General features: G+C 53.0%; 15 protein-coding genes and 1 pseudogene. 2 read left to right on the top strand and 14 right to left on the bottom strand.

Annotated features, from left to right (window positions below):
* Positions 1 to 196: 196 nt before the first annotated feature.
* The gene (locus KXU80_RS27415) at positions 197 to 1,519 is read right to left on the bottom strand and encodes an MFS transporter (RefSeq protein ID WP_219836231.1); all 1,323 of its coding nucleotides are present in this window, start codon (positions 1,517 to 1,519) and stop codon (positions 197 to 199) included.
* Positions 1,520 to 1,866: 347 nt separating this feature from the next.
* Here KXU80_RS27415 and KXU80_RS27410 point away from each other — a divergent pair, with 347 nt between their 5' ends.
* Positions 1,867 to 2,190: a TFIIB-type zinc ribbon-containing protein gene (locus KXU80_RS27410; RefSeq protein WP_219836230.1), complete on the top strand. Its 324-nt coding sequence runs from the start codon at positions 1,867 to 1,869 to the stop codon at positions 2,188 to 2,190.
* A gap of 329 nt (positions 2,191 to 2,519) precedes the next feature.
* Positions 2,520 to 2,978 (top strand): carboxymuconolactone decarboxylase family protein, encoded by a 459-nt coding sequence (locus KXU80_RS27405; RefSeq protein WP_219836229.1) that lies wholly within the window; start codon positions 2,520 to 2,522, stop codon positions 2,976 to 2,978.
* 131 nt (positions 2,979 to 3,109) lie between these two features.
* Here the strand turns inward: KXU80_RS27405 and KXU80_RS27400 are convergent, their stop codons facing one another.
* The 13 genes and pseudogenes from KXU80_RS27400 to KXU80_RS27345 form a co-directional block, all read right to left on the bottom strand.
* Positions 3,110 to 4,147, bottom strand: coding sequence for a phosphotransferase enzyme family protein (locus tag KXU80_RS27400; protein WP_219836228.1), 1,038 nt, complete (start codon positions 4,145 to 4,147; stop codon positions 3,110 to 3,112).
* A gap of 118 nt (positions 4,148 to 4,265) precedes the next feature.
* Positions 4,266 to 6,269, bottom strand: a complete 2,004-nt coding sequence (locus tag KXU80_RS27395) for a stalk domain-containing protein (protein WP_219836227.1) — start codon at positions 6,267 to 6,269, stop codon at positions 4,266 to 4,268.
* 519 nt (positions 6,270 to 6,788) lie between these two features.
* Complete coding sequence (locus KXU80_RS27390; protein WP_219836226.1) at positions 6,789 to 8,480, bottom strand: type 2 periplasmic-binding domain-containing protein; 1,692 nt, start codon at positions 8,478 to 8,480, stop codon at positions 6,789 to 6,791.
* Positions 8,481 to 8,641: 161 nt separating this feature from the next.
* Entirely contained in the window at positions 8,642 to 9,541 is a 900-nt protein-coding gene (locus KXU80_RS27385) for a carbohydrate ABC transporter permease (protein WP_219836225.1), read from the bottom strand.
* A gap of 14 nt (positions 9,542 to 9,555) precedes the next feature.
* A complete protein-coding gene (locus KXU80_RS27380; protein WP_258171179.1) occupies positions 9,556 to 10,461 on the bottom strand; it encodes an ABC transporter permease in 906 nt (301 codons plus the stop codon).
* Between the two features lie 350 nt (positions 10,462 to 10,811).
* On the bottom strand, positions 10,812 to 13,028 hold the full coding sequence (locus tag KXU80_RS27375) for a helix-turn-helix domain-containing protein (RefSeq protein WP_219836223.1): 2,217 nt from the start codon (positions 13,026 to 13,028) through the stop codon (positions 10,812 to 10,814).
* Positions 13,029 to 13,134: 106 nt separating this feature from the next.
* Positions 13,135 to 14,511 carry an alpha-L-fucosidase gene (locus tag KXU80_RS27370; protein WP_219836222.1) on the bottom strand — a complete coding sequence of 459 codons (1,377 nt, stop codon included), beginning with the start codon at positions 14,509 to 14,511 and terminating at the stop codon, positions 13,135 to 13,137.
* Positions 14,512 to 14,523: 12 nt separating this feature from the next.
* Positions 14,524 to 14,568 (bottom strand): annotated as a pseudogene (locus tag KXU80_RS28585) (hypothetical protein); the annotation flags it as partial.
* A 516-nt stretch (positions 14,569 to 15,084) separates the two neighbouring features.
* A complete protein-coding gene (locus tag KXU80_RS27365; RefSeq protein ID WP_219836221.1) occupies positions 15,085 to 18,156 on the bottom strand; it encodes a discoidin domain-containing protein in 3,072 nt (1,023 codons plus the stop codon).
* Between the two features lie 19 nt (positions 18,157 to 18,175).
* Complete coding sequence (locus KXU80_RS27360) at positions 18,176 to 20,773, bottom strand: glycoside hydrolase family 97 N-terminal domain-containing protein (protein ID WP_219836220.1); 2,598 nt, start codon at positions 20,771 to 20,773, stop codon at positions 18,176 to 18,178.
* A gap of 42 nt (positions 20,774 to 20,815) precedes the next feature.
* Positions 20,816 to 21,700 carry a carbohydrate ABC transporter permease gene (locus KXU80_RS27355; RefSeq protein ID WP_219836219.1) on the bottom strand — a complete coding sequence of 295 codons (885 nt, stop codon included), beginning with the start codon at positions 21,698 to 21,700 and terminating at the stop codon, positions 20,816 to 20,818.
* 16 nt (positions 21,701 to 21,716) lie between these two features.
* Positions 21,717 to 22,613: an ABC transporter permease gene (locus KXU80_RS27350; RefSeq protein WP_219836218.1), complete on the bottom strand. Its 897-nt coding sequence runs from the start codon at positions 22,611 to 22,613 to the stop codon at positions 21,717 to 21,719.
* A 36-nt stretch (positions 22,614 to 22,649) separates the two neighbouring features.
* Complete coding sequence (locus tag KXU80_RS27345; protein ID WP_219836217.1) at positions 22,650 to 24,374, bottom strand: extracellular solute-binding protein; 1,725 nt, start codon at positions 24,372 to 24,374, stop codon at positions 22,650 to 22,652.
* Positions 24,375 to 24,558 lie beyond the last annotated feature (184 nt).

Genomic DNA, 24,558 nt, shown 5'->3' with positions numbered 1-24,558 from the left:
TTCTTCATCTTGCCATCGTTCTAAAGCCCTATCTATTATAGCAAATATAGACAGAGAGAGACGTAAAAATTGGAAAAGACCTGCCATGCCAAGCGAAAGTACCTTCCGCGCGGCTGCCAAAACGCAAATAAAGCGAACAGCTCCCGCTGTCCGCTTCCTGTTCAGAATCGTTTTCTTTTACTACGTGCATCCCTCATCAGGAAAAGCTCTTGATCTTCGTTTTCTTGTATAACCAAACCATGCCAAGCGAGCAAAGAATGACGATGAATAAGATGCCGTAGACGTTCTGGTAGCTATGTACGAGCGTTGTTTTCTTCTGCACTTCAAGCAGAATGCCGCAAACCGCGACCGAAATGGAGCCGCCAAAGAACTGTATCAATTGCATGAAGCCCATCCCTGAGCCGATGAAAGACTTGGGCAGGATTCGCGAGGTTTCGTTATTAAGCGAGGACAGCGTTCCCGAGAAAGCCGGCGAGAAGCATAGATAACCGCAAAGAATGACGGCCGGCGAAGCGCCCGCGTTCATATAAAAAACGAGCATGACGAGCGCCAGCACGCCGTGACCGATCAGCATCATCCGCATGCTGCCGTATCGGTCGATCAAGAGCCCGACGAAGCGCGCGAGCAAGGATGACAAAATCGCGCCGGGCGCAATCATCAGACCGATCACGAGGGCGGATTTGTGAAACAAATTCGCAAGCACCAGCGGCATCAGGAACAGATTGCCCAAATTCAAGACCAAGATCGAGAACCCGACCGCCAGCAGCTTCAGATAAGCGGAATTGGCGAGCAGCGCCGGATTAATGAAGGCCGCCCCGTTCGCCCTCTTCATATGCCAAGCATGAACCAAGAACGACAGCACGCTGACGATTAGCCAAATAATGGACTGCTGCGTCACAGCCAGCAGCAGTGTTGCCGCATTAACGACGGTCAAGCTTGCCCCGTTAAGATCAAATTTAGATTTCGTCACCGTCTCCCTTGGCAGGAGCCGCAGCAGAATCGGGAGAATGAGCAGCACCAGACAGGTCATGGCGAACAGGCCGTTCCAGCCCCAGTAATGGCTGATCGCTCCGCCTACGATGGGACCAAGACCGAATGCCATGGCGCTGCCCGAAGAAATCATCGCAATCGCCGAGCCCCGCCTCTCCGCCGGTACGTACTGGCTTACAAGCACAAGACCTAGTCCCGCCATAACCCCTGCTCCCGCAGACTGGCATATCCGCGCCAGGAGCAGCGCGTTGAAGTTTGTTGCAAACAAGCCGAAGACCGATCCTAGGCCGAGCGTAATGAGTCCGATCGCCAGCAGTCTGCGAATCGGGACGCCATCCGATAGCCGGCTGTAAATAACGGTGGATAACGCGTATCCGATGGAATAGCTTGAAATAATCCAGGAACCCAGGTCTGCGGTGATGCGAAGATCCGTAATAATCGTAGGGATGGATACGTTAAACATCGTCGTATTCATGACTACAATAAACAAGCCGATCGTCCAGACCGGCAGCACCATTTTGTCGTTCATACGCAACCTTCTGTCTCTTATAATTGCGGAAGCGAAGCAATGGAAGTATTTGCTTGCCGTCTGCCGATTATGCAATCCGGCGCTCTGCTGCTCCCAGCATACCAAAAGGACAAGCATATCCCAAGTTTTCACAAAAAATAGCGCTCCATCGTCATCTGGGATGTCCCATGGAACGCCTCTGTTTACTATGTTTCCATTTCTATGAGCTGCCGTTACAAGCGGCCGGCGGCCGGCTAGAGAGGAACATCAAGAAGCGCAGCAGACGCGCGCATCCGCAGGTTCAAATATCGAAACCGCTCAGCGATTCCAACGTATAGAAAAGTTAATCTATCAAGGAGGCGATTGCATTGAAATGTCCGGTTTGTGATGATTCTCGTATGCGGGAAGTGGAGAAGAATGGCATCCTGATCGATGTCTGCCCAAGCTGTAAGGGAGTTTGGCTGGACCGAGGCGAGCTGGACAAGCTGATGAGCAATGTCCGCGAGGTCCGTGACGAATATAACGAATGGCATCACCGCGAACGGGACGATGAACGGCGCAGCGAGAACGCCCACCAACCCGGCGGTTATTCTTCCTCCTCTGCTCATCAACCTGGTTACAAACCCCATGATGCTTACTCGAAGAAGAGAAAGAAATCAGTCTTGGATGTGTTCGGCGACTTGTTCGACTAAGGGACAGCTCGCGCAAGGCACTTCCTATGTAAAGTTGTCCGTTCGTCTATGGATCCCACAAGCGGGGCTGTACCTGAAGGCATCCAAGATGTCTTCAGATACAGCCCCGTGTATTTTCTTGAGCGCTTCCGCGACCGCGGCAGGAATCGTATAAACCCGGTCGATTCATACGACTTGCTGGCATAGCGGAATACGCGGCGGTATACACTAAGGCTTACCATGCTTGGAAATGCTGTTACCTCCTGCCAAGCTTAGTCAGCAGCCATGGCCTATTTCGAACAACAAGGAGAGCTTGGATTCCCATTTTTCAGTAAAGAGAGGCATCGCCTATGACGCAACGTGTGAATTTTGCCCAGCAATCGCCGGAACTCTTCAAAAAGTTTCTGGCCTTCACCAACGCCTTGAGTGAAGGCGCCATTGAAGGAAGTATGGTAGATCTTGTTTCAATCCGAGCTTCGCAGCTAAATGGATGCGGATTCTGCCTGGATATGCATCTCAAGCAAGCCAAGATTCATGGTGAGAGCGAGCTGCGCCTTGATGCAATCTTAAATTGGCAGGAATCGACGTTGTTTACGCCGCGGGAAAGGGCCGCCCTGAAATGGACCGATATATTGACGAATTTGCCGGATCAAGGCGTACCTGACGATGTGTATGACAATGTTCGCGCGTATTTCTCGGAGAAGGAAATATCGGATCTCAGCTTCCTGATTGTCTCGGTCAATGGATGGGACCGCATAAACGTCGGCTTCAAGACGGAAATCGGCGTAATGACACGGCATTTGAATTAGCATGTGAAAGCAAACGATAACCGCTGCAGGATAGCGGCTTGGTCAAAATGTGATCGTTCCCGGCAGCCTTGTCCGATGGCTTCGGTACGTAACCGAAGTCATCGGGCTTCCAGCCTGCTTTCAATCCATCCTTACGTCCCATCCGCCATCGAAACTTCAATCGAAACTTCATCAAGCGGCTGGAACAAGAACGGCTCCCCGTTCACGTAAGCATTCAATAAGGCCATCGCATAGGGCTGCTCTTCTATCAAGCCTTCCGCCTCTAGCATATTCTCCGCATGGAAGCTGTACGCCTCCATCAACGACATGATCAAGAAGCTCTCCAGCAGCGGAATGGCGTCGTCGCCCATCGTCCTCACCTTCTTGTAGCCTTCTATGAATTGCTTTCTATGATGCGGACGAAGCCCCATAATCGATTGAGCCATGTCGTACAGATGATGGCCGAAGCCGCATCTGCCGAAATCGATCGCATAGGGTTTATCCGCATGGATAACGATATTCCCGATATGCAGGTCTGCATGAATCATGCCATAGTGTCGTTCTATGGGAATAAGGGCAGCGAGATGACCCGCTACTTTGTCAGCTGCCCTGGAATACAGCTCGAAAGCATGCTCGGTAATGAAGTGGCTGTGATGCCGCTGCAAATGCGACCAGTCTCGCTTAAAGCTCTCGCTTCCCCAGATTGGACGCGTGAAGCCGCTGGGCGGAATGAAATCAGCACTGCTCTCGTGAAGCTCCGCCAATAACAACCCCATTCTAGCGATATGATCTTCCGTAAGTGTTCCTCGATCCAGCCGCTCACCTTCAATCCACGTTAATAGGGTTGCATCAAACCGCTGACCGTCATCGAGCACAAGATGAACTATCATCCCCCCTGCACGGTTAGGTACCCCATGCGGCACGATTGTCCCCTTGCTCCTCAGAAATGCTAACCATTCCAGCTCGGATTTCGTTGCATCATCCGGCTTGCTGGACGCATGGATGCGGAGCAAATAGTGTTCCCCCGTGCTGCTCTCCACGCGAAAGGTCGCATGCTCAGATACTTGGATAAAGTGGATGGCATGCCAATCCACCTCATATTCCTGCAGGGCGATAAGCGCCGCTTGCTTCGTTCGTGCCAGTGTTTGCCGCCGATTGGCATCGGTATCCATCTGAAAGCCGCTGTTCATGTCATTCCTCCAGTCTTCGAATCGTCGTCGTGTCCGCAGGTAGGTTGGGAATAGAAAGAAAGCAGCGTTAGCCCGGCTCATACCGAACTAAGGCTGCTTTGGGTCTAGAAAGGGCTGGCTATTGTCGCAGCTGCGGTAGCGGCGTAAACGTCATTGCGATCGGCAGGTTGCTCCCCGATGCGATCGTGAACACGATATCGATCGCTTCCTCGTTCTCTCCCGTTCGATACATGACAGCAGATTGGGCGTTACTCCGCAGTGCCTGGTTATTCGCGACCGTCACGAGCTGCCCATTGACGAGGAACGCCCCCGTATACAGACCGCCCCGCGCATTAAGCGAGATCAAAGTGCGCGGCGCGACATGTGACAGATGCAAGCGGTACAGCACGCCGTAATTGCCTCGATTGTACTCCAGCTCACCCGTCGTCTCGTCGATTCCGTCCAAGATCGAATCCGCTCCGCCCTTATCGCCGAACATGATACGCTGCGGCGAAGCGCCGAGCTGTTCATCGATATCGATAGAACGATCGGCATTGTTAAACGTGCCTCTTACATGCTTGTCGTAGCGCGGCATCACCGCCAGGTTTGGCAGCTCTGCAATCGGATCCTTGCCCACGGCCGTGACGACGATGTTGTATAGCAGCTCTTTATCAGAATAGGCGTCGACGTAAGAGCTAAGCGACTCTCCCTGCTTTATTGGCGTCTTGGCAATGTCAGGCAGAACTTCGATCGTCTGGCCTGGCTGGATCGTCGACCACTGCGGAGTCGGATTGCTTGCCAGCGAGGTTAGATAACGGGACGTGGACAGCTTGCCGGCCAGCTCGGGCGAAGCCGTCGGTCCGCCCATGCCCGAAGCGCTCTTACTATAACTCGCTGCGGAACTCCCCATATTGGTCGCCAGTAGATGTATGGTAACTGGGTACCCGATATTATTGACATTATGAAACATGAACCGGACTTTCCCAGTCAATTGCGCGCGGTACTCAATGCCTTCTTGCAGTAGTGTCTCCGGGCTGTTACTGCGAACCATTTGGGCCGGCTCCGATACGATCTTGTATGCGTAAGCCGGGAAGTTCAACACGGAAGCACCGTCAACCGCATAGATATCGCCAGTCGCCGTGAACAGCCGGTCATATTCGTCTTTGGTATACAGCACTTGGCTCGTGACTGTAATCGTCTTCGTCACGGTGGACGTCATGCCGTTCTTGTCTTCGACGACCAGCGTGACGAGCTTGTCGCCCGGCTCGAAGAAAGCCTTGTCGTTGCCTGTAAACGTGCTGCGGACGATAGCGTTCTCGTCATCGGTGCTCAGGTCCGTGTACGTCACGTTCTCGCCGATGCGGTACTGCGGCTTATCCGTGGAGAAATCCGCCACCGGCGGCAGATTCGGCGGTTTGACCGTCACGGTGACGGAGAACGGATCGCTCCAGACGCCATTGCTGTCTTCCACTTCTCTTGTGATGGTATAGGTGCCCGCTGCCGGGAACATATCCATCCGGCCGTCCCAACGTTCGTTCATGAGCGGCAGCCCCGTCATATTCGTCGCGTGATCCACGTAGGTGACGATCGTTTGCCCTGCATATATCTCGGCAGGCTGGACTTCGAAATCCGCCGTTGGTTTAGGCGGAATGACCACTGTTGACCATTTCAGCGTAATCTGATTGCCAACGACTGCGATCGTGCTGTCGGCCATCTCGCCCCATGAACGCAGCGGCACCATGAGGTAACCCTTCGAGATATAAGCTGCGCCAGTCAGCTGAACCTGGACGCCGTCTCGCGTTGCGATGGCGCTGCCTACCTTGAATACGAGCTCATGCTGATCGTTCTTCGCGATGGACGCCTTCTGCTTGGCATCGTACGAAATCTTATAGCCGTAGCGGGCTGCGATGGAGCTGAACGGGATAAAGGTTCTGCCCTTAATAGCGGCTACCGGCTGCGCGGATGTATAGGTTACGCCATTATGGATCATCTTGGTGCTCCCCATCGTCAGGACCAGCTTATCCGTGGCGGAAGCGGGATCCGCTTGCCCCAGGCCTTCCGCGGAAGCGAGATTGGATGCTGCTGCGGATGTAAAAGGCAGCAATAAGAACGATACGACCAACAACCATTTCAACAATTTCATGCTACGTCTCCTCTACGCTCTCTTTTGCCCCGAGCGCATGAAATGCGTCTCTCGGCAGTGCTAGTTACCAACATTGCTTAGTAAGACGTCACACTCCCTGTAATAGTTGCGAAATTTTGGAAAACATTTTTTTGAGACCGCATGCATAAGCCGATGACCGATGATGCCGGCTGTTGCCTAATTGTTCAGAATTACCGGCTCGTTCACGTGACCCGTCAACAAAAAAAGGAAGCGCATCGCGCTTCCCCCTTGATTTGCATTCAACAGGCCGTAACCAAAATTGGTAAACCCTCTACCTTCAAGCCCGGCAGATCCGAAGGCTCTTGCTGTTCACGGTCCATCGTTTTCCGGTTGTTGTCCGCGAGGCCAAGGAGCCCTGAACGGAGCAGGTCGCATGATTCTGGAGAAGCGTCAGCGTTCGCCTATGTGAGCGGATTCCTACCTTAACCAATTATATTCAAGGAATCCATCGTCATCTTTTGATGACTTTTGGGACACCCCCGTGCGCTGGCTCTCGATTTATTTTTTCTCTAACGCCGATTGATAGATTTGGATGTACTGCGGCAGGTTCAAACCGTCGAACCCTTTCACATAGGCATCCCAATCCTTATCGATGTTCTTATCGCCGATGATGAACTGTGCCATGTTGGACTGCACGTAGTCTTTAATGGACGTCGCCAACTGGGCGATCGTGTCCGTATCTTCGGGACGAACGAATGCGCTGGCCGGATAGAATTCCTTAGGCGCATACGGAGCGAACGCGGCGGTAGCGTCGGCCAGACGCTTCTCGTAACCTGCGCCGGTCAGCGGATCCTGCGCTGTTGCGAACAAGTCGCGGAAATCCTTTGACAGATCCTTCGGTCCCAGCAGCGACCAGCTGTCGTTGCGAACGACATTTGGGTCAACTGGTGTAAGATTTGCGAAGCTGTATTTGGCCGGTTTCCCGTCAATGTTCTTCTCATCGGCTTCTGCTTTCTTCCAGCCAATTCCCTCTTTCACGCCATATTCGCTGAGCAGCGCACCTTCCTCACTGAAGGCATAGTCGGCAATTTTAATCGCTGCGATTTGCTGCTCTTCGCTTGCTTTATTTGTAATGGTCATGGCGAACTCGCCAAAGCCCTGCCACATGCCCGCAAGCTGTACGCCCTCAGGTCCTTTAAGCGGCGGCACGATGACCCAATGCTTGTGGCGCGTGATCTTATCGTCGTACGTGTTTACCAGGTAGCTGAGCAGCGCCGTCGTGATGGAACCGACGATTTCGTCGCCCTCGCGATTACCGAGCTGACCGACCGCTTGGTCGTTTTGCGTAAAAGACGCTTTGTCGATCAAGCCGTCGCTGTACAGCTTGTGCAAGTAAACCAGACCTTCCTTCCACTGCGGCTTATTCGCGGCAAAATCTATTTTGCCGTCCGTAACGGTCAAGTATTTGTCATTATCATTGTAAATAAAGGCATTCATGAGGTACGCATCGATATTACCGTTCCAGACGTATTTGTTCGGCGCGCCGGTGAGCGGTATTTCATCCGCTTTTCCATTGCCGTTCGGATCTTTCGTTTTGAAGGCTTTCAATACGTTATAGAGCTCGTCCGTCGTCGTCGGTACGGAAAGACCAAGCTTGTCGAGCCACTCCTTGTTGATCCAATACTTCTGCGAGAACGTGCAGTGGTAACACTCGTTAAAGCGCGGAATCCCATAAATATTGCCGTCCGGCGCCGTCATCGCTTCTTTCAAATAAGGCTTCTTGTCCATCATCGCTTTCAAATTCGGCGCGTACTTGTCAATCAAATTGTTAAGCGGAATCAACACACCCTGTTTGCCGTATGTCATCAGGTCCGAATTCGTGAATTTGCCTTCCAGGAACACCTCCGGATAGTCGCCGCTCGCGAGCAGCAGCTGTCTGCGGTCTACGAGCGCATCGGTTGGCGCCAAGTCCCACTTGATCTTGACGTTGAATTTCTGTTCCACGAACTTGGTGTAATCGTTGTCCTCGAGCGGCGCCTTCCCTTGCGGAGCAAAGAATCCAATATCAACCGGTTTGGACGGTGTTTCGTTCGCAGCCTTGTCGTCCGCAGCCTTGTCGTTCGAGGCTTCAGCTCCAGTATTGGCTTTACCGGCTCCGGCATTATCTTTCTTGTCGCTGCTGCCACACGCGGAAAGGACGATACTGCTGATCAATACAAGCATAAGCGATACCCAAATGGACTTTTTCAAAGGTCTGATTCCTCCTTGGATCATATAAGTTGTTGCCTGCTCATACGTATTCGTGAAACTTGAGCAGTTCCCCCAGCTTTATTGCCCTTTGAACGCTTTGAATCGGCTGCCGCCTCACCTCCACCTTTAATTCACGTTTTCGCTGGCTTATCTTCAATCAGCTAGCCCTTTAAGGAGCCGATCATAACCCCTTTGACAAAATGCTTTTGCACGAACGGGTACATAATGAGCACCGGCACGCAGGCAACGACGATAAGCGCGTACTTCAGCACCTGCTCGAAGCCTTGATCGCGCAGCTTCTGGGCCGTATTCGCCAGCATCTCCGGGTCGGCCGCGTTAAGGATCAACATATTCCGCAGGACGTATTGAAGTGGAAACAGATGCTCGGATCTCAAATAGATGAGTGCATCAAAGTAAGCGTTCCAGTGCCCTACCGCATACATCAGCGTCATCACGGCTAGAATCGGCTTCGACAGCGGCAAAACGATGCTCCACAAATAACGCGAATCTCGGCAGCCGTCAATCTGGGAAGCCTCTTGCAGTTCCAACGGAATCGAGGTTTGGAAAAAGGTTCTTGCGATAATCACCTGGAAGACGGAGAACGCTCCGGGAAGCCATAGCGCCCAACGTGTATCCAGCATGTGCAAATTTTTGACCAACAGGTAAGTGGGTATAAGGCCGCCGCTGAAAAATAACGTGATCATCATGAGAATCATGATGTACTTACGGCCAGCCATCGTTCGCTGCGATAGGGGAAAAGCCATCAGCACGGTAAAGGCCACGTTGATAAATGTGCCGACGACGGTATAGACAATGCTGTTATAATAGCCCAGCATCAACTGGGAGCTCTGAAAAATCGACTTATAGGCTCGGAGTGAAAACTCGACCGGAAACAACCACACTTGGCCGGAAACGACGGCGTTAGGCGAGCTGATGGACGAGCTTAAAATATAAAGCAGCGGATAAAGCACCGTCAGCGTCAACGTACCGAGCAGGAAATAAATGATGGTTAGCAGTACGCGGTCGCCGAACGGTTCCCTGATTCTTTGTTTGGTCAGCATAGACGGCCGCCTTTCTACCATAAGCTGTTCTCTGAAACTCTACGGGCAATGGCATTGACGATAACGAGCAGCATCAGGTTGATGACGGAATTGAACAACCCGACCGCGGAGGAGAAACTGAAGTTGGCCCCAAGGAGACCGACCTTGTATACGTAAGTGGAAATAACCTCCGATGTACTCAGGTTGAGCGAATTTTGCATCAGGTAGATTTTTTCAAAGCCAACCGCCATGGCGCTACCCAAACTGAGAATCAGCATCGTAACCGCAATCGGGATCAATGAAGGCAGATCGATATGAATGATTTTCTTGATTCGGGACGCTCCGTCCATCCGCGCTGCCTCATAGAGTGAAGGATCGACGCCGGCTAATGCGGCGATATAGATGATGGAGGCATACCCCATTTCCTGCCATACGCCGGACCAAACGTAAATGGATTTGAACAATGTCGGCTCGCCCATGAAATTCGTCCCTGGCCATCCGAAAAACGTGAACAACCGATCCACGACGCCGACATGCGGCGAAAGCATCAGGATAACGATCGATACCATGACGACGGTTGAAATAAAGTGAGGCGCGTAAGTGATCATCTGTACGGATCGTTTGAAAAAACCCGTTCGAATTTCGTTCAGGGCCAGCGCCAGGAGAATCGGAATCGGAAAACCTGCTATCAGAGAATATAAGCTGATTAGAAGTGTGTTTTTGATTAGCAGCGGAAAATTCGGTGATTGAAACAATTCATTAAAGTGCTTGAAGCCCACCCACGGGCTACCCAAAATCCCTTTTATCACATTGAAATCTTTGAATGCGATGATAACGCCGAACATGGGAATGTACTGAAAAATGATCAGATAAAGCACCGGAAGAAGAACCAGGAGATACAATTCCCAGCTCCGCCTCATTTTGATCCATGTTTGTACCATCCGCATTTCTCCTTCATTCAGACTCATGACTTGTTTCAAGCCCCGGCCAAGTCTCTCTTTACTAGCTTACTAGCTGCCTCGCCGGGCTTGGTTCGATAGCTTGATTCTAGCTGGCATTGCATCGAAACAGCAATGCGTAAGATTCCTTGAGCACGCAATTTTCTCCAAAGCGCTTTTCCGCGCTGCGCATGCGCGGGAAGCTTGCCTATCCCGCATTTTTCTACTTTGCCTATTTTTCGCCGCTGCTTAGATGATCGCCCTAGGCAGCCTATTTAACAGGGACTGCCTATTCACGAAAAAAGCAAAAAACCTTGGACCGCCATGCGTCAGCACGTCCAAGGTTTGATGGATCATCGATAAGCTTGTTGTTTGCGATAATCGCTTGGAGAAAATCCTGCAACATTTTTAAATGCCCGGTTGAAAGAATTATAGTTGAAATAGCCGACCTGCGAGCTAATTTCCTGAAGGGACTTGTCCGTCGAAAGGAGCAGCAGCTTAGCCTTATCCATCCTCAGACCGATTAGGAAATCGACGAAATTGCAGCCGCATTCCTCCTTAAACAGCTTGCTGATATTCTTGGCATGAAGCGTAAACTTATCGCTGAGATGATCGAGCGACAGCTCCGGATTCGGATAATTTTCTTCTATGTAGGACCGGATATCGCCAATAACTGCTCGCGTCCGCTGTGAATCCTTCAAAACCTGAAATTTACCCGTCACTGCCTCGAAAATTCGCGCGCATCCCTGCTGCAGTTCGGATAGTGTCTCCCAGTTCCTCCAAAGCTCAAACAGCTCGGCGCCTGCATCCTTCCACACATTCCGATAATCCTTGGATAGCTCCAGGAATACCCGGTTCAGCTGCTGCTGCAGGAGCTGCAGGAGGCTCTCGATTTCCTTCCGTGACGAGACGGAATCCGAGATTTGGTCAAACAACTCGTCCAAATGCCTCTTCCATCCGCTCTCGGCGAGCCGGATCCCTTGCGACAGCGCATGGATCGTCCCGAAAAAGTCATGAACGCGATGTTCGGCCCCGTCCAATTCCTCCGAATTCAGCACCCTTCCCGTACCAAGTACAGCCTTATATTGCAGCAGGTTGCGCGCGATTTCATGAGAACGCCTGATTTCCTCGAGATTTGCCGCCATACCGTGAACGCCAATCGTGACGGTGAAGCTCAAATTGCTGCGCACCCACTCTACGATCTGCTCTCCAATCAGCATGCTCAGCTGGGCGCCGTCCGCTTCGTCTGGCACCCATACAATGGCGGAAAGCCTGCGATCCGTGACCCATTCCACCCACGTCGAAGCGTCGCTCTGACCCGCTGTCTCTTGGGTAACGCTCGAAACAACGAATTTGAGTATCGATTGATCTTGATGATGGTAACCAGCGGTAAACTGTGGATACCGATCGATTTCCAGCTCGAGCATGAACGCTAGCGATCCCGCCGGCTTCACGTGGAAAGCAATCAAATCCGTTTGCCATTCCGTTTCGCGAACCGGGGCGGTACCTTCTACGGTCTCTTGGAACCGATGCTTCTTCTGTAAGATGATCGTTTTCTCGTCCTTCACCCTCGTTCTCGTGGTTTCCTCCATCAGATGTTCCAGCGCCCCGCGAATAAACCCGAATTCATTACTGCCGGGCTGACCGATGTCGGGCTTAATCAAAGCACTTGTTCGGATTAGCAATACCAATTGGCTGATCGGCTTATAATTCCGGCGAGTGACATGAACGACCCAGACAACGCCAAGCAGCACGACGGCAACGGCTATAATGACCCAAATACTGTAGAAATTGAGAGCAAGCCGTGACAACCTTCCGTTAGCCGGACCGCTTTCGAACACCCATCCGGTATAGGGGGAAACATACCGGGACAGGACGCTTCGTTCCCCTGGATTGACAGCTTTGTCATCCATCAGGATGCCGCCCTGGTTATCACTGATTCGAACAAACGTAAGCGAAGGATTATACATCGGTAAGAGGGTTTGTTTCAGTTTGGACAAGCTGACATTAAGGACCACGAAGCCTTTTTTCTTCATCGTAAAATGCGGGTACCCCTGCACCAGGGAAATGACATCCGATCGCTCCGATGCTTCATACGGCTTATAGCTTCGCTTTCCCGACCATTTGCCGGCTGCCGCTCGTTGCTCGATATAGGGGCGTATGAACGCATTATCCATAAAGTCCGACTGCAGTCCCGATCCGTCCCCTAAGACGAAACGGTCCTTCAATCGGATAAAATAAACGGAGTCGATAATCGGGTAATTGAGTTTCCAGTCATTGATGAGCTTGTTGGCTTGAATGTTGCCATACACGTCGCTGCTATCCGTGCCAAAGAACCGCTTCAGCTCTGCGGAAGAAAGCGTATCGCGTAACACTTGATAATCGATCGTCTTCAAGGAATTGTCCGTAAAACGGACTTCTTGTTCCGCAAGAAATCCGTTGGCTTTCAGCGCTTCTTTGCGATTCTGCTCGCTTAGCGTTAGGAAGAAAACGACGAACAAGATCGTGACCACCACGACAAACACAGGTAGATAAGATAAAAGCAATTTTTGAAACCAGCTGCTGCTCATTTTATCCCCCCGGTCATTCGCTTTGGTGAATGAATCTTTGAAAATATAATTTTACACCATATACCCCAGCAATTCTACCGTCGTAACCGCTTTCAATGCCTCACGCTTAGGATCGAATACGGAATACGTGCGCGATCGGCGCTTTCCCGTTCAGCTGACTTGCCGGAAGCTGCAGCGTGAGTCCAGTGCCGATCCGCTTGAAGGGCAAGGGTTCGTCAGTCCCGACAAGCTCGATCGCTTCAACCGCATCCGTATAGGGGATTGAGATGTGCTCGGATACCTGCGAAATTTCGCTGTCATATAAATAGGTGCAGTATACGGTGTCGCCTTTTCGCGTGAAGGCGCACTCGCCCGTGAAGTAAGGCGCGCAAATACGCGTGCCGTATACTGCTTCCCCATTCACCTTTAACCACCCGCCAAGCTCCTTCATGCTCTTAATGGCGCCCTTCGGAAGTCTGCCATCCGGCTGCGGTCCAACGTTCAGGGCTAGATTTCCGCCCTTGGCGACCACTTCCATCAGGATATGAACCAATTGGCGGGCAGATTTATATTGATCTTCATATCCGAACGAGAACGACGTTCCAATCGTAATGCAGCTTTCCCAGGGCACATGCAGCGGACGGTCCGGAATCGTTTGCTCCGGAGTGACATAGTTTTCGTAAGAACCGCCCACGGTCCGGTCGGCTGAGAGCAGCCACGGCTGCATTCGGCGTGCACGCTCCAGCACATCGCCAAGGCGAATATCCTGACTGACCCTGCCGCCTTCTCTCACCCATCCGGCATCCAGCCATAGAATATCTATTTTACCATAGCGGGTCATCAGCTCCATGATTTGCTCATGCGTGAACGATACGAATTTCTCCCACAGCCACGGATGCTCCTGCGGGTCGTAAGAAGGACCACGCCACATGTGACGGCCTCTCTTCATACCCGGAGCCCAATAATAGGGCGTGTTCCAATCCGCCTTGGAGAAGTAAGCGGCAATCGCGAGCCCCTTATCGCGGAACGCGTCGAAGACGTTCTTGCAAATGTCGGCGTATCGATGCGCATGAAAAGGTGTCTCGCTGCCCGTGATCCGGTAATCCGTCGTATGCGTGTCCCACATGCAGAAGCCATCATGATGCTTGGTCGTAAAGATCAAGTATTTAAATCCGCCCTCAAAAGCCGCCTCCGCCCATTTCGCGGGCTCGAAGCGGATGGGATTAAATGTCTTGTTTAGCGCAAAATATTCCCGTTTCATCTCTTCATAATCATTCGTCCAATCGACGTCGTTTCTGGACCAATCTCCGTCTTCATCGCTCAGCGTCCACGATTCTACCAGGCCAAGCTGGGAATAAGGCCCCCAATGCATCATAAGCGCCAGTTTCTGATCCTTGAACCATTCCAGTCTTTCCAGCGTAATCGGATCCTCCGGCTTAACCCATTCCGATTCGCTGCTGTAGTTATGTACGCCATTCTCTACTTCTAGTAAGGTATCGCTCATCGTACATCCTCCTTAGGTGCCATACAACGTCCGTTGCGGGCCTTTGTTCCAATATTGGCCGAGATTGAAGCCACTGACGAAGACGCTTGCTCACTCCTTCAATAATACCTATGCAGAATTAGGATAAACGCGGCATTGGACGTACTCAACGGGATTTTTTCAATAAGTTCACATTTTTCCTTCATTGTGTAAGCACTTTACTATTTTCGCCTCGACCGCTTAGGCCGAAAAAGGAGAAGTCCGCGAAATAATCCATGAAACAATAGCGTAACAGTTAACCATTAGCAAAAAAGGCAGGATGTGAATGCAAATGATCATAGAAAAAACCAGTCCTCTTAAACGGACTGGTTTACGCTGCATTCATTTAACTCCCTCGATACGATTCCGTTATTACCTGAGCATAGGGAAATAGCTCCCCTCACGGCACCAGGTTTTATTATTCACCCGTCTACCGTATGGGGAGCAATTAATAGAAATGATGCGCGATTTATCCCGAGCCATTGACATCCATAGTACGGGTCCTATTGATGTCCCATTTCAGTGCCTTCTCGTGGATGTTTTCCGTCCGGGCGCTTACTTGTAAATCGTAAAGATCAAATCTCTGCTGCCGCTGTTCTCCGTGGTCCACGTCGTGCCGCCGTTGGTCGATAGTCTCTCGAACCCGCTGGCATACGGATTGCTGTCGCTGTACGCGAAGCCATACTTGTTGCTCGTCGATCCGTCGTCGATCGTCGCTGGGGAACGAACGATGATGCCGTATTTCTTGGTCGTATCGAGACCCGTCAGTCTCGGATAGACCGCGTAAGGCGTCGGTACGCCCGGAACGTTGTTCGGCGGAAGAGCCGCCGTAAACAGCTTCGCTGCCGGGTTATTGCTGGCATCCAGCTGGACGATATCGATGTACAGATTGTCCTCGGGCACTTTGTTCACATAGCTCTCGTACAGATAGAAATCAATGCGAGGCAAGCTGGACTGCGTGAGCTGGAACGTTTGCATGCGCTGCACGCCTGCGCGTATGTCCGAATAGGAAGAATACGCCGCACCGCTGTCGTCCTGATCGATGATACTGCCAGTGTTGCCGGTGACATTGTAAGCTTCGATTTCATTCACGGACGGAATGAAGTTCGACGTCGCGGCGTACAGCCTGATCTTGGTCGTGGACACCGTAGGGAAATCGATCGTCTTGATATCCCCAACGGTGAAGCCCTTCGTCAGATTCACGTAGCTCGTGCCGTTCCAGTATTGAAGCGCATACGTATTGATTTTGAAGTCTTGGGCCCCGTATCCGTATTCCTTCAAGACGACCCGGTTGACGCTGGTCGCGCTGCCGAAATTCACTTCGACCCACTGATTATTGTACGAGCTGCCGTCCGCGCTCCACCGTGTTCCGATATCGCCGTCCGTTACTTTAGCGGCTTCATACCCCGTACCATATACCGTCGAAGCGGTTGCCGTCTTGCCGAGCGCCAGGTTGGCCGCAGGCGCCGGAAGCGAGGAAGCCGTCGTCGATATGCGCAGGATGACCGATTCGCCGGGCTGCTGAGTGCGGGAATAACTGCCGGTAAACGTACCCAGCTTCGTGCCGCTGTAAAGCTCCGTAACCGTATAGGTGGTCGTCGGGCTTAATCCGAGATCGGCAAAGGTTACCGTCCTTGAGGCCGTGGCGGTCATGTTCCAGTTGGACATGCCGACGATCTTATCGCCGTTCGTATCGGTCAAGTAGATGAGCGGCGGCGAATGCTCCAGCTTGTGGTAGTAATTCGTCATGCTTACCGGCCTTGCCGCGATCCCCTTCTTGGCGATACTGATCAGGGCCGGATTAAGGAAAGGAGCGATCCGATCCTCCGCGAGAAACGGCGTATTATCCCCCATAATCAGATGACCGCCGCCGAGGATATCCACGGTCGTTAAGAGCCTGCCGTAATTTCCGCTGAATTTACCGAAGCCGTTCGCGATATTCTCCGGAATGGCCATATCCGGGTCGTTATGCTGGTACAGCGTCCCATTCGTCCACCAAGAGGCGGCCGAGTTGAGCGCCTGGCGTTCGATGCCCGGATATAAGTTGTTTTGCAGCGGAATCGTCGTATCCACGCCGGACCTCCTGCCGTGCGTATAGCCGGAAGGAAGCAGCGGAGCGATCGATGCGTCGATGTAAATCGCCCGCGGGGCAGCCAATACCGTATTGCGGATGATCCCCATGCCGATCCGGTACGCTTGTATGCCGTTTTTCGTGGAATCATAATGGTTCCCTTCGAACATGCCAAGGTCTAAATAGTCCAACTTGACGTAATCCATGCCGGCGTTGACGAAGTAATCGTTCATCAAATAAGCCAGGTAAGCTTGGGCGCCGGGATGCGTGGCATCGACGATGTAGGAATTCACGTAGGATTTAATCGGCACACCGCTGCTGTCCTTCAGCGCGATATCGTTAAACGTGTACGAAGGCGCGCCCGGCACCGTATTCGTTAGCGGTTCATAGATGCCAAACGGCGAGCTGTAGTTGCCGGCCTTCATGCCTTTGCTGTGCACGTAATTCGCGAAAGCGAGGAAGTCTGCCGTCGTCTTCGTTCCCGTCGGTCCGGCGTAGCAGCAGTCCAAATTCATGTACGTGTAGCCGAGCGGCTTCAGATAAGCGGCATAATAGTCGATCGTCGCGTTCATCGCGTCGACGGACGGCTTGTCGTAGAAGCTGTAGAAGCTGTTGTAGCCGACTGGAACGTCTCCGCTCCACGCGAGCTTCGGCTCCGAGACGGCATAGGCGCTGCCGAACTGCTCCAACCCGTCGCGGTAATCATTGTAGTAGCCGAGGAAGAACTTATCCGAAGAAACGGAGGTTCCGCTTTGGCTGCCGCCGGCGTTGTAGACCGAGAAGCCGGTCAGCGGTCCGTTCGCGGCCGTCGCCTGCTTCAGATACTGCATGCTCTTCCAATTCTGCGTGGAAGCGGCGCCTGCAATGAAGCCTTTCTTGTTCGTGTTATCGAACATTGCGGCCACCCAGTAGCTCGTTCCGTTGAAGGGCGACCACGTCAATGTGGAACCGAACGGACGGTCGAAGCCGTTCTCGCTGCTGCCGAAATCATTGACCGGGGCAACGCCAAAATCGAAGTTGTTGCTGTATGGGGTCGTATAGATTCGTTTGTCCGAGCCCGTGCCGATGTCGAGATTTTGCGCCGCGATCGGTTCCATGAAGTTGAGGCTCTGCGAGATGCTTTTGTTGACGGTCATGCTAGTCAGAATGAAAGGTTTATCCTCGTACATGGTGATATTCAGGATAATCGTCGTGCCGGCAGTCAAGGTATTCGTAATCGTGAGCTTCTTGCCATTGGTGCCGTAACCGTCCGTACCGATCGTGCTCCAGCTGGCCGTTCGCGTTCCGGCATCGTACGAGCTGATCCGCGTCGAACTGCCCGTAACCCCGTAATCGGAGTAGAAGCTGCTCATGATGGCCGTGGAGCCTGCGTTATAATTTCCTCTGCCTGTCGAGAGATCGTAGGTGATGGTTAACGTGCCATTGGTCGCCGTTACGACGGTTCCGGTCTGCGAGATGGTGACCGCGGATGCGAAAGTCTTCGCAACGTGAAACGAGAAGAATCCTGTAACCAATAAAGAAGCAATGACGAGCCCTTTCAGTAGCCGCATGAACATTACTTATCCCTCCGAATGACTATGATTTGACCTCCAGCATTTCCAGCCGTACGCCAATTCGCCCGACCTCGGGGGCAAGCTCCTCATCGTGATAAAGCTTGATACGGTTCGCTCCCTTCCTCAGCCGGATTCTCACCTCCTTGATGCCGGAGATATCCCAGCGGGCCGGCCCCCAACCGCCTGTATTAAAGAGAACGGAACGAATAGATGGCTCATCGTTTACCGCAATGAGCAGCGCCCTGTTCTCGCCGGAATAGTAATCAAGGGTAAGGATATAGTCGCCGTCAGCATCCGCCATGACAGCATCGAACGTTAGTGAGCCGCCGCGGCCGATTCCGACGGCTTTCTGCAGACTTGAGGACGCATCGACATGACAGAGGGAGGCGCCACCCGCAAGAATCCCTTCCTCAGCCGAATAATAGGTATCCTTATGCGGCGCCCATCCGATGATTCTCACGCGATCGATGATAGGCGCAGGATCATCCGCTCCAGATCGCCGAAGTAAGATCGTATTGTTCCCCTTCTTCAGCGTCACGACGATATCGGAGGTCCGAACCACTTCGTCGCCGCCGGACGATTCCAGGCGGAACATCTGAGGCTCGCCGCCATTAACGCTCACATGAAGGCTGCTTGGTTGTGCGGAGAGATAGAACAAGCGAAGCGTATGCCTGCCTTCCCGGTCAGCCGTAATGCCGCCAAAGATGAGTTCGCCGCTGCTGCCCAAGCGAACCGCGCTTCCTTCCATGGCATTCTCGCAGTCCGTTCTGTCCGCGGTCCCATGTAGAACGGCGGCAAGCGAGGAATAAGTTTGGGCGTCGGCATCCATGTAGCCGCCGTGAACGCCCGATTTGAGCGGGAGCTCCGCGTCGCTGATGTACAGGGAGAAGCCGCCGTTATCCAAGACCTGCAGGGACAAGCTGTCTTTATTGGTAAGGAAACGGACTTCTTTCTTGAGCGTATCCCCGTTCTTCCCGTCTCTGAAGATTTCCACCCGGTACTGATTATCGGGAAGGAAATCGAGCGGCACGGTCACGCTCCGAGCAGAGGTCACGATGCCGCCTACGAACCATTCCCGCTCCACGCTGCGCATCAGCACCGCATGATCGCCCGGAAAGCCGGACAGCACCTTGACGCTATCGAATTTGGCAGGCAGCCTGCGAATATACTCCGTCCCTATCCACGGTTCATACGTATAGATGGAATCGGCAAAATGCTGTACGCCGGAATCGAAGACGACGGCGAGCGCCAATTGATGCGCCTGCGTCGTGTTGCGGTTCACGTTGGAGAAACCGGTTACGGTATAATCCATCGGGCCCACAACGTTGCGGGTGAAAGGAACGGTACAGTTATGCACGGCATGCGGCAAGCCGCTCCACTTGTAATGCTCCAGCCCCAGAATCCCTTCGGCCGTCATGATGTTCGGGTAGGTTCTTCCTTCGCCGGCCGGCTTCGTGCTGCCATGGAAATTAATCATGAGCTTATGCGCAGTCATGATGTCCGCAATCATGTTGTACTGCCACATCGTGTGCTGGGAGTCGTTCATGAAGAAATCCACCTTCAAGCCCACGACGCCCCACTGCGCCCAGCGCGGAATCTTCTCCTGCGCCTTCTCCAGCGTGTCGATCGCCTGCATATCCGACCACAGCCAGACATCCACGTTCCGCTCGCGCCCATAATCGCACAGATCCTTCACCCAGCTGTCATCCCAGCCTGCATCCACCGTAATCGCCTCGAACCCCATCGCCGCGGCAAAATCCACGTATCGCTTCTGCTCGCTGTACAGCTGCGCGCCATTCTCGAATGCCCACCAGGACCAGATGCTTCGGGCAGGCTTGATCCAAGACGTGTCTTCCCAATCGCAAGGCGGATTGAGGTTGTAATTGATCGTACTGTTCACCAATTCATCCAGCGACTCGCTGACGGTGACGATGCGCCATGGCGTCTCGAAGGGCAGCTCGCCCTTCATCGGCTCGAGCTGCTCCGGCGCGAAAGCAATCTTCATCCGGCCTGCCGCTTCGGTCTGCAAATGACTGGAGCAATAGCTGCCGCCCGTGTTCAGAATACCCGCTTCGGTAATCATCACCCACCTGCTGTCTTCGGCACTGTGCAAGAGCGCCGGCATGCCGTAATCTCTTCTTCCCGCCGTCTCCCAGCTGCAGCGGTTATACGTGCCTTCGTACGTATTCACCCAATCCTGCAGCCACATGTCGCCATATGTCTTGGGAAAGGCAAAATCGGTATATTCCCCATAGATGCGAAGGGGCTGTCGGTGTTCGCCGCGAATCGTGTAGCGGAAGGCTAGGCCGTCCTCGAATAAGCGGAAGCATAGCGCCGCATCCAAGCCATTGACCTCGAAAAGCAGCATAAGCTCGTTGGCTTCATTGCTATAGACTGCTTTCTTGCTGACGGGCAGCGAGTAACGCTCCGAGATGCTGGCTTCCTCGCGCTTGACAAAGCGATAGCCGCTGAGCAAATCGCCTAGGCTTGTCGCCATGCCCAGCCTGGACTGCGCAATTACTGTGCGCTCGCCGGCTTCGAGCGAATAATAGAGACCTTCTTCATGATCCTGATAGACGGAAAGCGTAAGCTTCTGATAAGGTGATGTGAGTTTCCACATGGGCGTAATCTCCGTTCTGATGGTTGATTTGTATCTTGTGCGCTACCCCTTCACGCTGCCCATAACGATGCCGTCGGCAAAGTATCTCTGCAGAAACGGGTACACGAGCAGCACCGGCAGCAAAGCGACGATCACCTGAGCCGCCCGCGATGTCCGGTCGGAAATCATGGACCATTTCGTGATGTCGACGGCCGACATCAGTGACAGATCGCGGTTCACGATCACCGTTTGCAAATAGCTTTGCAGCGGATAGTTCTCGGGACGGTTCATCAAGATCAGTCCTTCAAACCAGGAATTCCAATGGTTAACGATACAGAACAGCGTCAAGGTCGCGATTGCCGGAGCGGACAGCGGCACGGCGATGCGCCACAGCGCCTGCCACCGGCCCGCGCCGTCCATAAGGCCCGCTTCCTCGATCTCGTCAGGCAGCGATTTGAAGAAATTGAGCAGCAGGATGACGTTCATGACCGGTACCGCGCCAGGCAGAATGAGCGCCCAGAAGGTGTCAATGATACCGGTCATTTTGATCGTCATGTACCAGGGAATCAGCCCGCCGCTGAACAGCATCGTCACCACGAAATACCACGCATACAGCCCGCGGAACCGAAAATCCCTGCGTTCCTTGGACAGCGGGTATGCAATGAGGACCGTGAGCAGCATGTTCAAGGGTACGCCGACCGCCACGCGCAGCACCGAAATCATGAACGCGCGGCCGAATTCCGGCTTGCCGAGCACGAATGCATAGGAGTTCAGGTTGAAGTCGACGGGCCATAGCTTGACCTGTCCCGAGCCGACGGCGGCGCTGGTACTGAGGGATAGTGCCAGCACGTTCACGATCGGCAGCAAGCATGCGGCAGCGACGGCTGCCAGAATGAAATAATTCAGCGCAACAAAGGTTCGTCTTCCCCAGGATGTATCGTTGTTCATAGCAGACCCACTTTTCCTAAAAGATCCGGTAATTCGTCAATCGATAGGCGAGTACGTACGATGCTCCGATCAGCCCGAACGAGACGACCGATTTGAATAACCCCACGGCGGTGGCGACGCCGTAATTCGCATTCTCAAGCCCGATTCGGAAAACCAGCGTATCGATGATATCCCCGGTCCGGTAGACCTGAGGACTATACAGGTTGAATATTTGTTCAAACCCCGCGTTCAAGATATTTCCGAGACTTAGAACAGACATTAAGATGATCATCGGAAGCAGACCCGGCAGCGTGACGTGGAGCGTCTGACGCAGCCTTCCGGCGCCATCCAGTGCAGCAGCCTCGTACAAGGCGGGATTAATGCCGGTTAACGCGGCAAGATAAACAATCGTCCCGTAACCGAATTCCTTCCACGTATCGGACATGACCATGGTGTACGGGAACCAGCGGGCATCCCCGAGGAAATAAACCTCCTTGATGCCGATATTGCGAAGCAGATCATTCACGATCCCCGTGGATGGCGAGAGGATGTCGATCAGCAGACCGCTTAAGATAATCCAAGAAAGAAAATGCGGGAAATATATGATCGTCTGCACGCTCCGCTTGAACAGCCGGCTGCGGGCTTCATTCAGCATCAGCGCGAACGACACGGGTACGACGACGCCCGCGGCCATCTTCATGATGGCGATGAAGACCGTATTCCAGATCACAGTTGAAATCTCCGGCATATGCATCATGTATTCGAAGTTCTTCCATCCCACCCAAGGGGAATGAAACATCCCCTTGGAAGGAACGAGCCGCTCGAATGCCATGACGATTCCGGCCATGGGCACGTAACAATAGATGAATACCAATACGACGCCCGGCAAAATCATCAGATGGAAAGGCAGTTCGCCGTATAGCTTGCGCTTCATTCCAATCGCCTCTTCCTGTACGCAGGCTGCGCCTTATTATTGAGACGCCTGCCACGCATTGACTTCATCCGTTATCGCATTGCCCCCGAGCGAATTCCATTGGCTGACGAACTGTTCGAATTCGTCGATGGAGCCTCCCATAATCATCCGCGTGAAGGCTTCCAATTGCAGCTTGCTGAGCGTTGCGTTGTTATCCGTCATCCCTTGCGTCGGTGCGCCGTAGAACGCATCGTCCCTATGCGCGCCGTCTTTGGCATAGCCCTCGATAACAGCCAGCGATCCCTCGGGGCCGTACATTTTCTCACTGTCCCAGAAGTTGTTGTCGCCGCCGCGATAGGAGACGATTTTGTCGTAATAGCTTTTCTCCTCGGCATTAAGCGATGAAGGATCCTTCGCATCGAGTGCCTTCACCACGTTTAGATGTGCATCGAGGTTTTTGCGCGGCGCCTCCCCGTACAGCAAGGCGAATTCGAATACCGCGTTGCCGTTCTTGTCGGCGTTGTAGACCTCGGGTTCGGCCGTTTTGCCCCACAGCTTCTCCAAGTCGAAGTTCAGCAGCTTAATGGCGGCCTCTGGATTCTTCGCGTCTTTCTTCACGACGTAGTACGTGCTGATTGCGAACGGCACCTGCGCTTGCGCCGGTTCCGTATCAACCGAAGGCAATGGAAACGGCTTCCACTCCATAGCTGGATTCGTCTTCTTGCCGTCAAGCAGCCAACCGGCGTTCCAGAAGTAGCCGTAGAACAAGCCGAGTTTGCCCGCATTGGCGGCATCCTTCACCTTGGTGGCATCCTTCGTGCCGAATTCCTTGTCGATCAGGCCGTTCTTATACATCTCCTGAAGCTTCTGCAGCGCGGCTTTCGTCTGCGGCTGCACGCTTCCGTAAGCAAGCTTGCCTGTGTCTGACTTAATCCAAATGTTCGGATACGCGTGATAGCCGTTAAAGAAGCCTTCCAATGCGCCGAAGAAGCCGAAAATATCTTTGGTGGCGCCAAGCCCGTACGTATCCGCTTTACGATTGCCGTCGGGATCTCCCTTGACGAAGGCTTCGGCGATTTTCTGTACGTCGTCCATCGTCTTCGGTTCGGATAGGCCGAGCTTCTGCAGCCAGTCCGTTCTCACCCACAGTACATCCGTCTGTCCAAGCCCGGAATTCATTTTGGGAAGCCCATATACTTTCCCGTTAAACGTGCCGGACTTGAGCGCGTTGCCGCCGTCTTCGCTAAGCAGTTTCTTCGTCAATTCGGATCCGTACTTCTCGTACAAATCGGTCAAATCCAACACTTGATCGTCGTCTACCATCCGTTTCAATTGGGCCGCGTTCACCGGCATAATGTCGGGCAAATCGTTCGAAGCAATAGCGATGTTGAGTTTCTGGTCATACTGCGCGGCAGGCGTCGTCCATAAATAGTTGACTTTGATGCCCAGCTGATCTGCATAGGCGCGCGACCAGACGTTGTTGTCGATCGCCTCGCCTTCGCCAAACTTGGTGCCCTCCGAAATCGGGCGCACCGCGGACACTTCAATCGGCGTTTCGTACTTGCCGAGCGGATCGGCTGGGGCTGCTGCATCGTCGGATGCGGCCCCATTGTCGCCTGTAGACGCCGAGCTACCGCCATTGCCGGCGTTTGCGGAAGTGTTCCCGTTCGTTCCTTTGTTCCCCGTGTTCCCGTTGTTCTCGTTATTGCCGCTGCTGCAAGCCGCGAGCGCCAATAGAAGCGCGAACGAGAGTAGAATCACCATGACCTGTTGTCGTTTCATCGTGCCATTCAACCCCTTGTCTTCAGTGTCTAACTTTCAACCAAATTATAGCAACGGGCGGGCCGCTGACGTGAGTGACGGAATTCCAAGCGAAGTAAGGGAATTTTCCGCATTATCCTATCGTCCGCCAATCATCCTCCCACCTTACGCAGAAAAAAGTCTACATGCAGCGAAAAAAAACCAG

This window comes from Paenibacillus sp. R14(2021), from assembly GCF_019431355.1.
Taxonomy (GTDB): domain Bacteria; phylum Bacillota; class Bacilli; order Paenibacillales; family Paenibacillaceae; genus Paenibacillus_Z.
Note: the sequence above shows the minus strand (reverse complement) of the source record. Positions and strands in the feature narration are given on the sequence as shown.

Coding starts and splice junctions, on each gene's coding strand:
- KXU80_RS27345 (WP_219836217.1), bottom strand. CDS start 24,374: ATGAAACGACAACAGGTCATGGTGATTCTACTCTCGTTCGCGCTTCTA.
- KXU80_RS27355 (WP_219836219.1), bottom strand. CDS start 21,700: ATGAACAACGATACATCCTGGGGAAGACGAACCTTTGTTGCGCTGAAT.
- KXU80_RS27415 (WP_219836231.1), bottom strand. CDS start 1,519: ATGAACGACAAAATGGTGCTGCCGGTCTGGACGATCGGCTTGTTTATT.
- KXU80_RS27380 (WP_258171179.1), bottom strand. CDS start 10,461: ATGGTACAAACATGGATCAAAATGAGGCGGAGCTGGGAATTGTATCTC.
- KXU80_RS27385 (WP_219836225.1), bottom strand. CDS start 9,541: ATGCTGACCAAACAAAGAATCAGGGAACCGTTCGGCGACCGCGTACTG.
- KXU80_RS27375 (WP_219836223.1), bottom strand. CDS start 13,028: ATGAGCAGCAGCTGGTTTCAAAAATTGCTTTTATCTTATCTACCTGTG.
- KXU80_RS27360 (WP_219836220.1), bottom strand. CDS start 20,773: ATGTGGAAACTCACATCACCTTATCAGAAGCTTACGCTTTCCGTCTAT.
- KXU80_RS27365 (WP_219836221.1), bottom strand. CDS start 18,156: ATGTTCATGCGGCTACTGAAAGGGCTCGTCATTGCTTCTTTATTGGTT.
- KXU80_RS27405 (WP_219836229.1), top strand. CDS start 2,520: ATGACGCAACGTGTGAATTTTGCCCAGCAATCGCCGGAACTCTTCAAA.
- KXU80_RS27370 (WP_219836222.1), bottom strand. CDS start 14,511: ATGAGCGATACCTTACTAGAAGTAGAGAATGGCGTACATAACTACAGC.
- KXU80_RS27395 (WP_219836227.1), bottom strand. CDS start 6,269: ATGAAATTGTTGAAATGGTTGTTGGTCGTATCGTTCTTATTGCTGCCT.
- KXU80_RS27350 (WP_219836218.1), bottom strand. CDS start 22,613: ATGAAGCGCAAGCTATACGGCGAACTGCCTTTCCATCTGATGATTTTG.
- KXU80_RS27400 (WP_219836228.1), bottom strand. CDS start 4,147: ATGAACAGCGGCTTTCAGATGGATACCGATGCCAATCGGCGGCAAACA.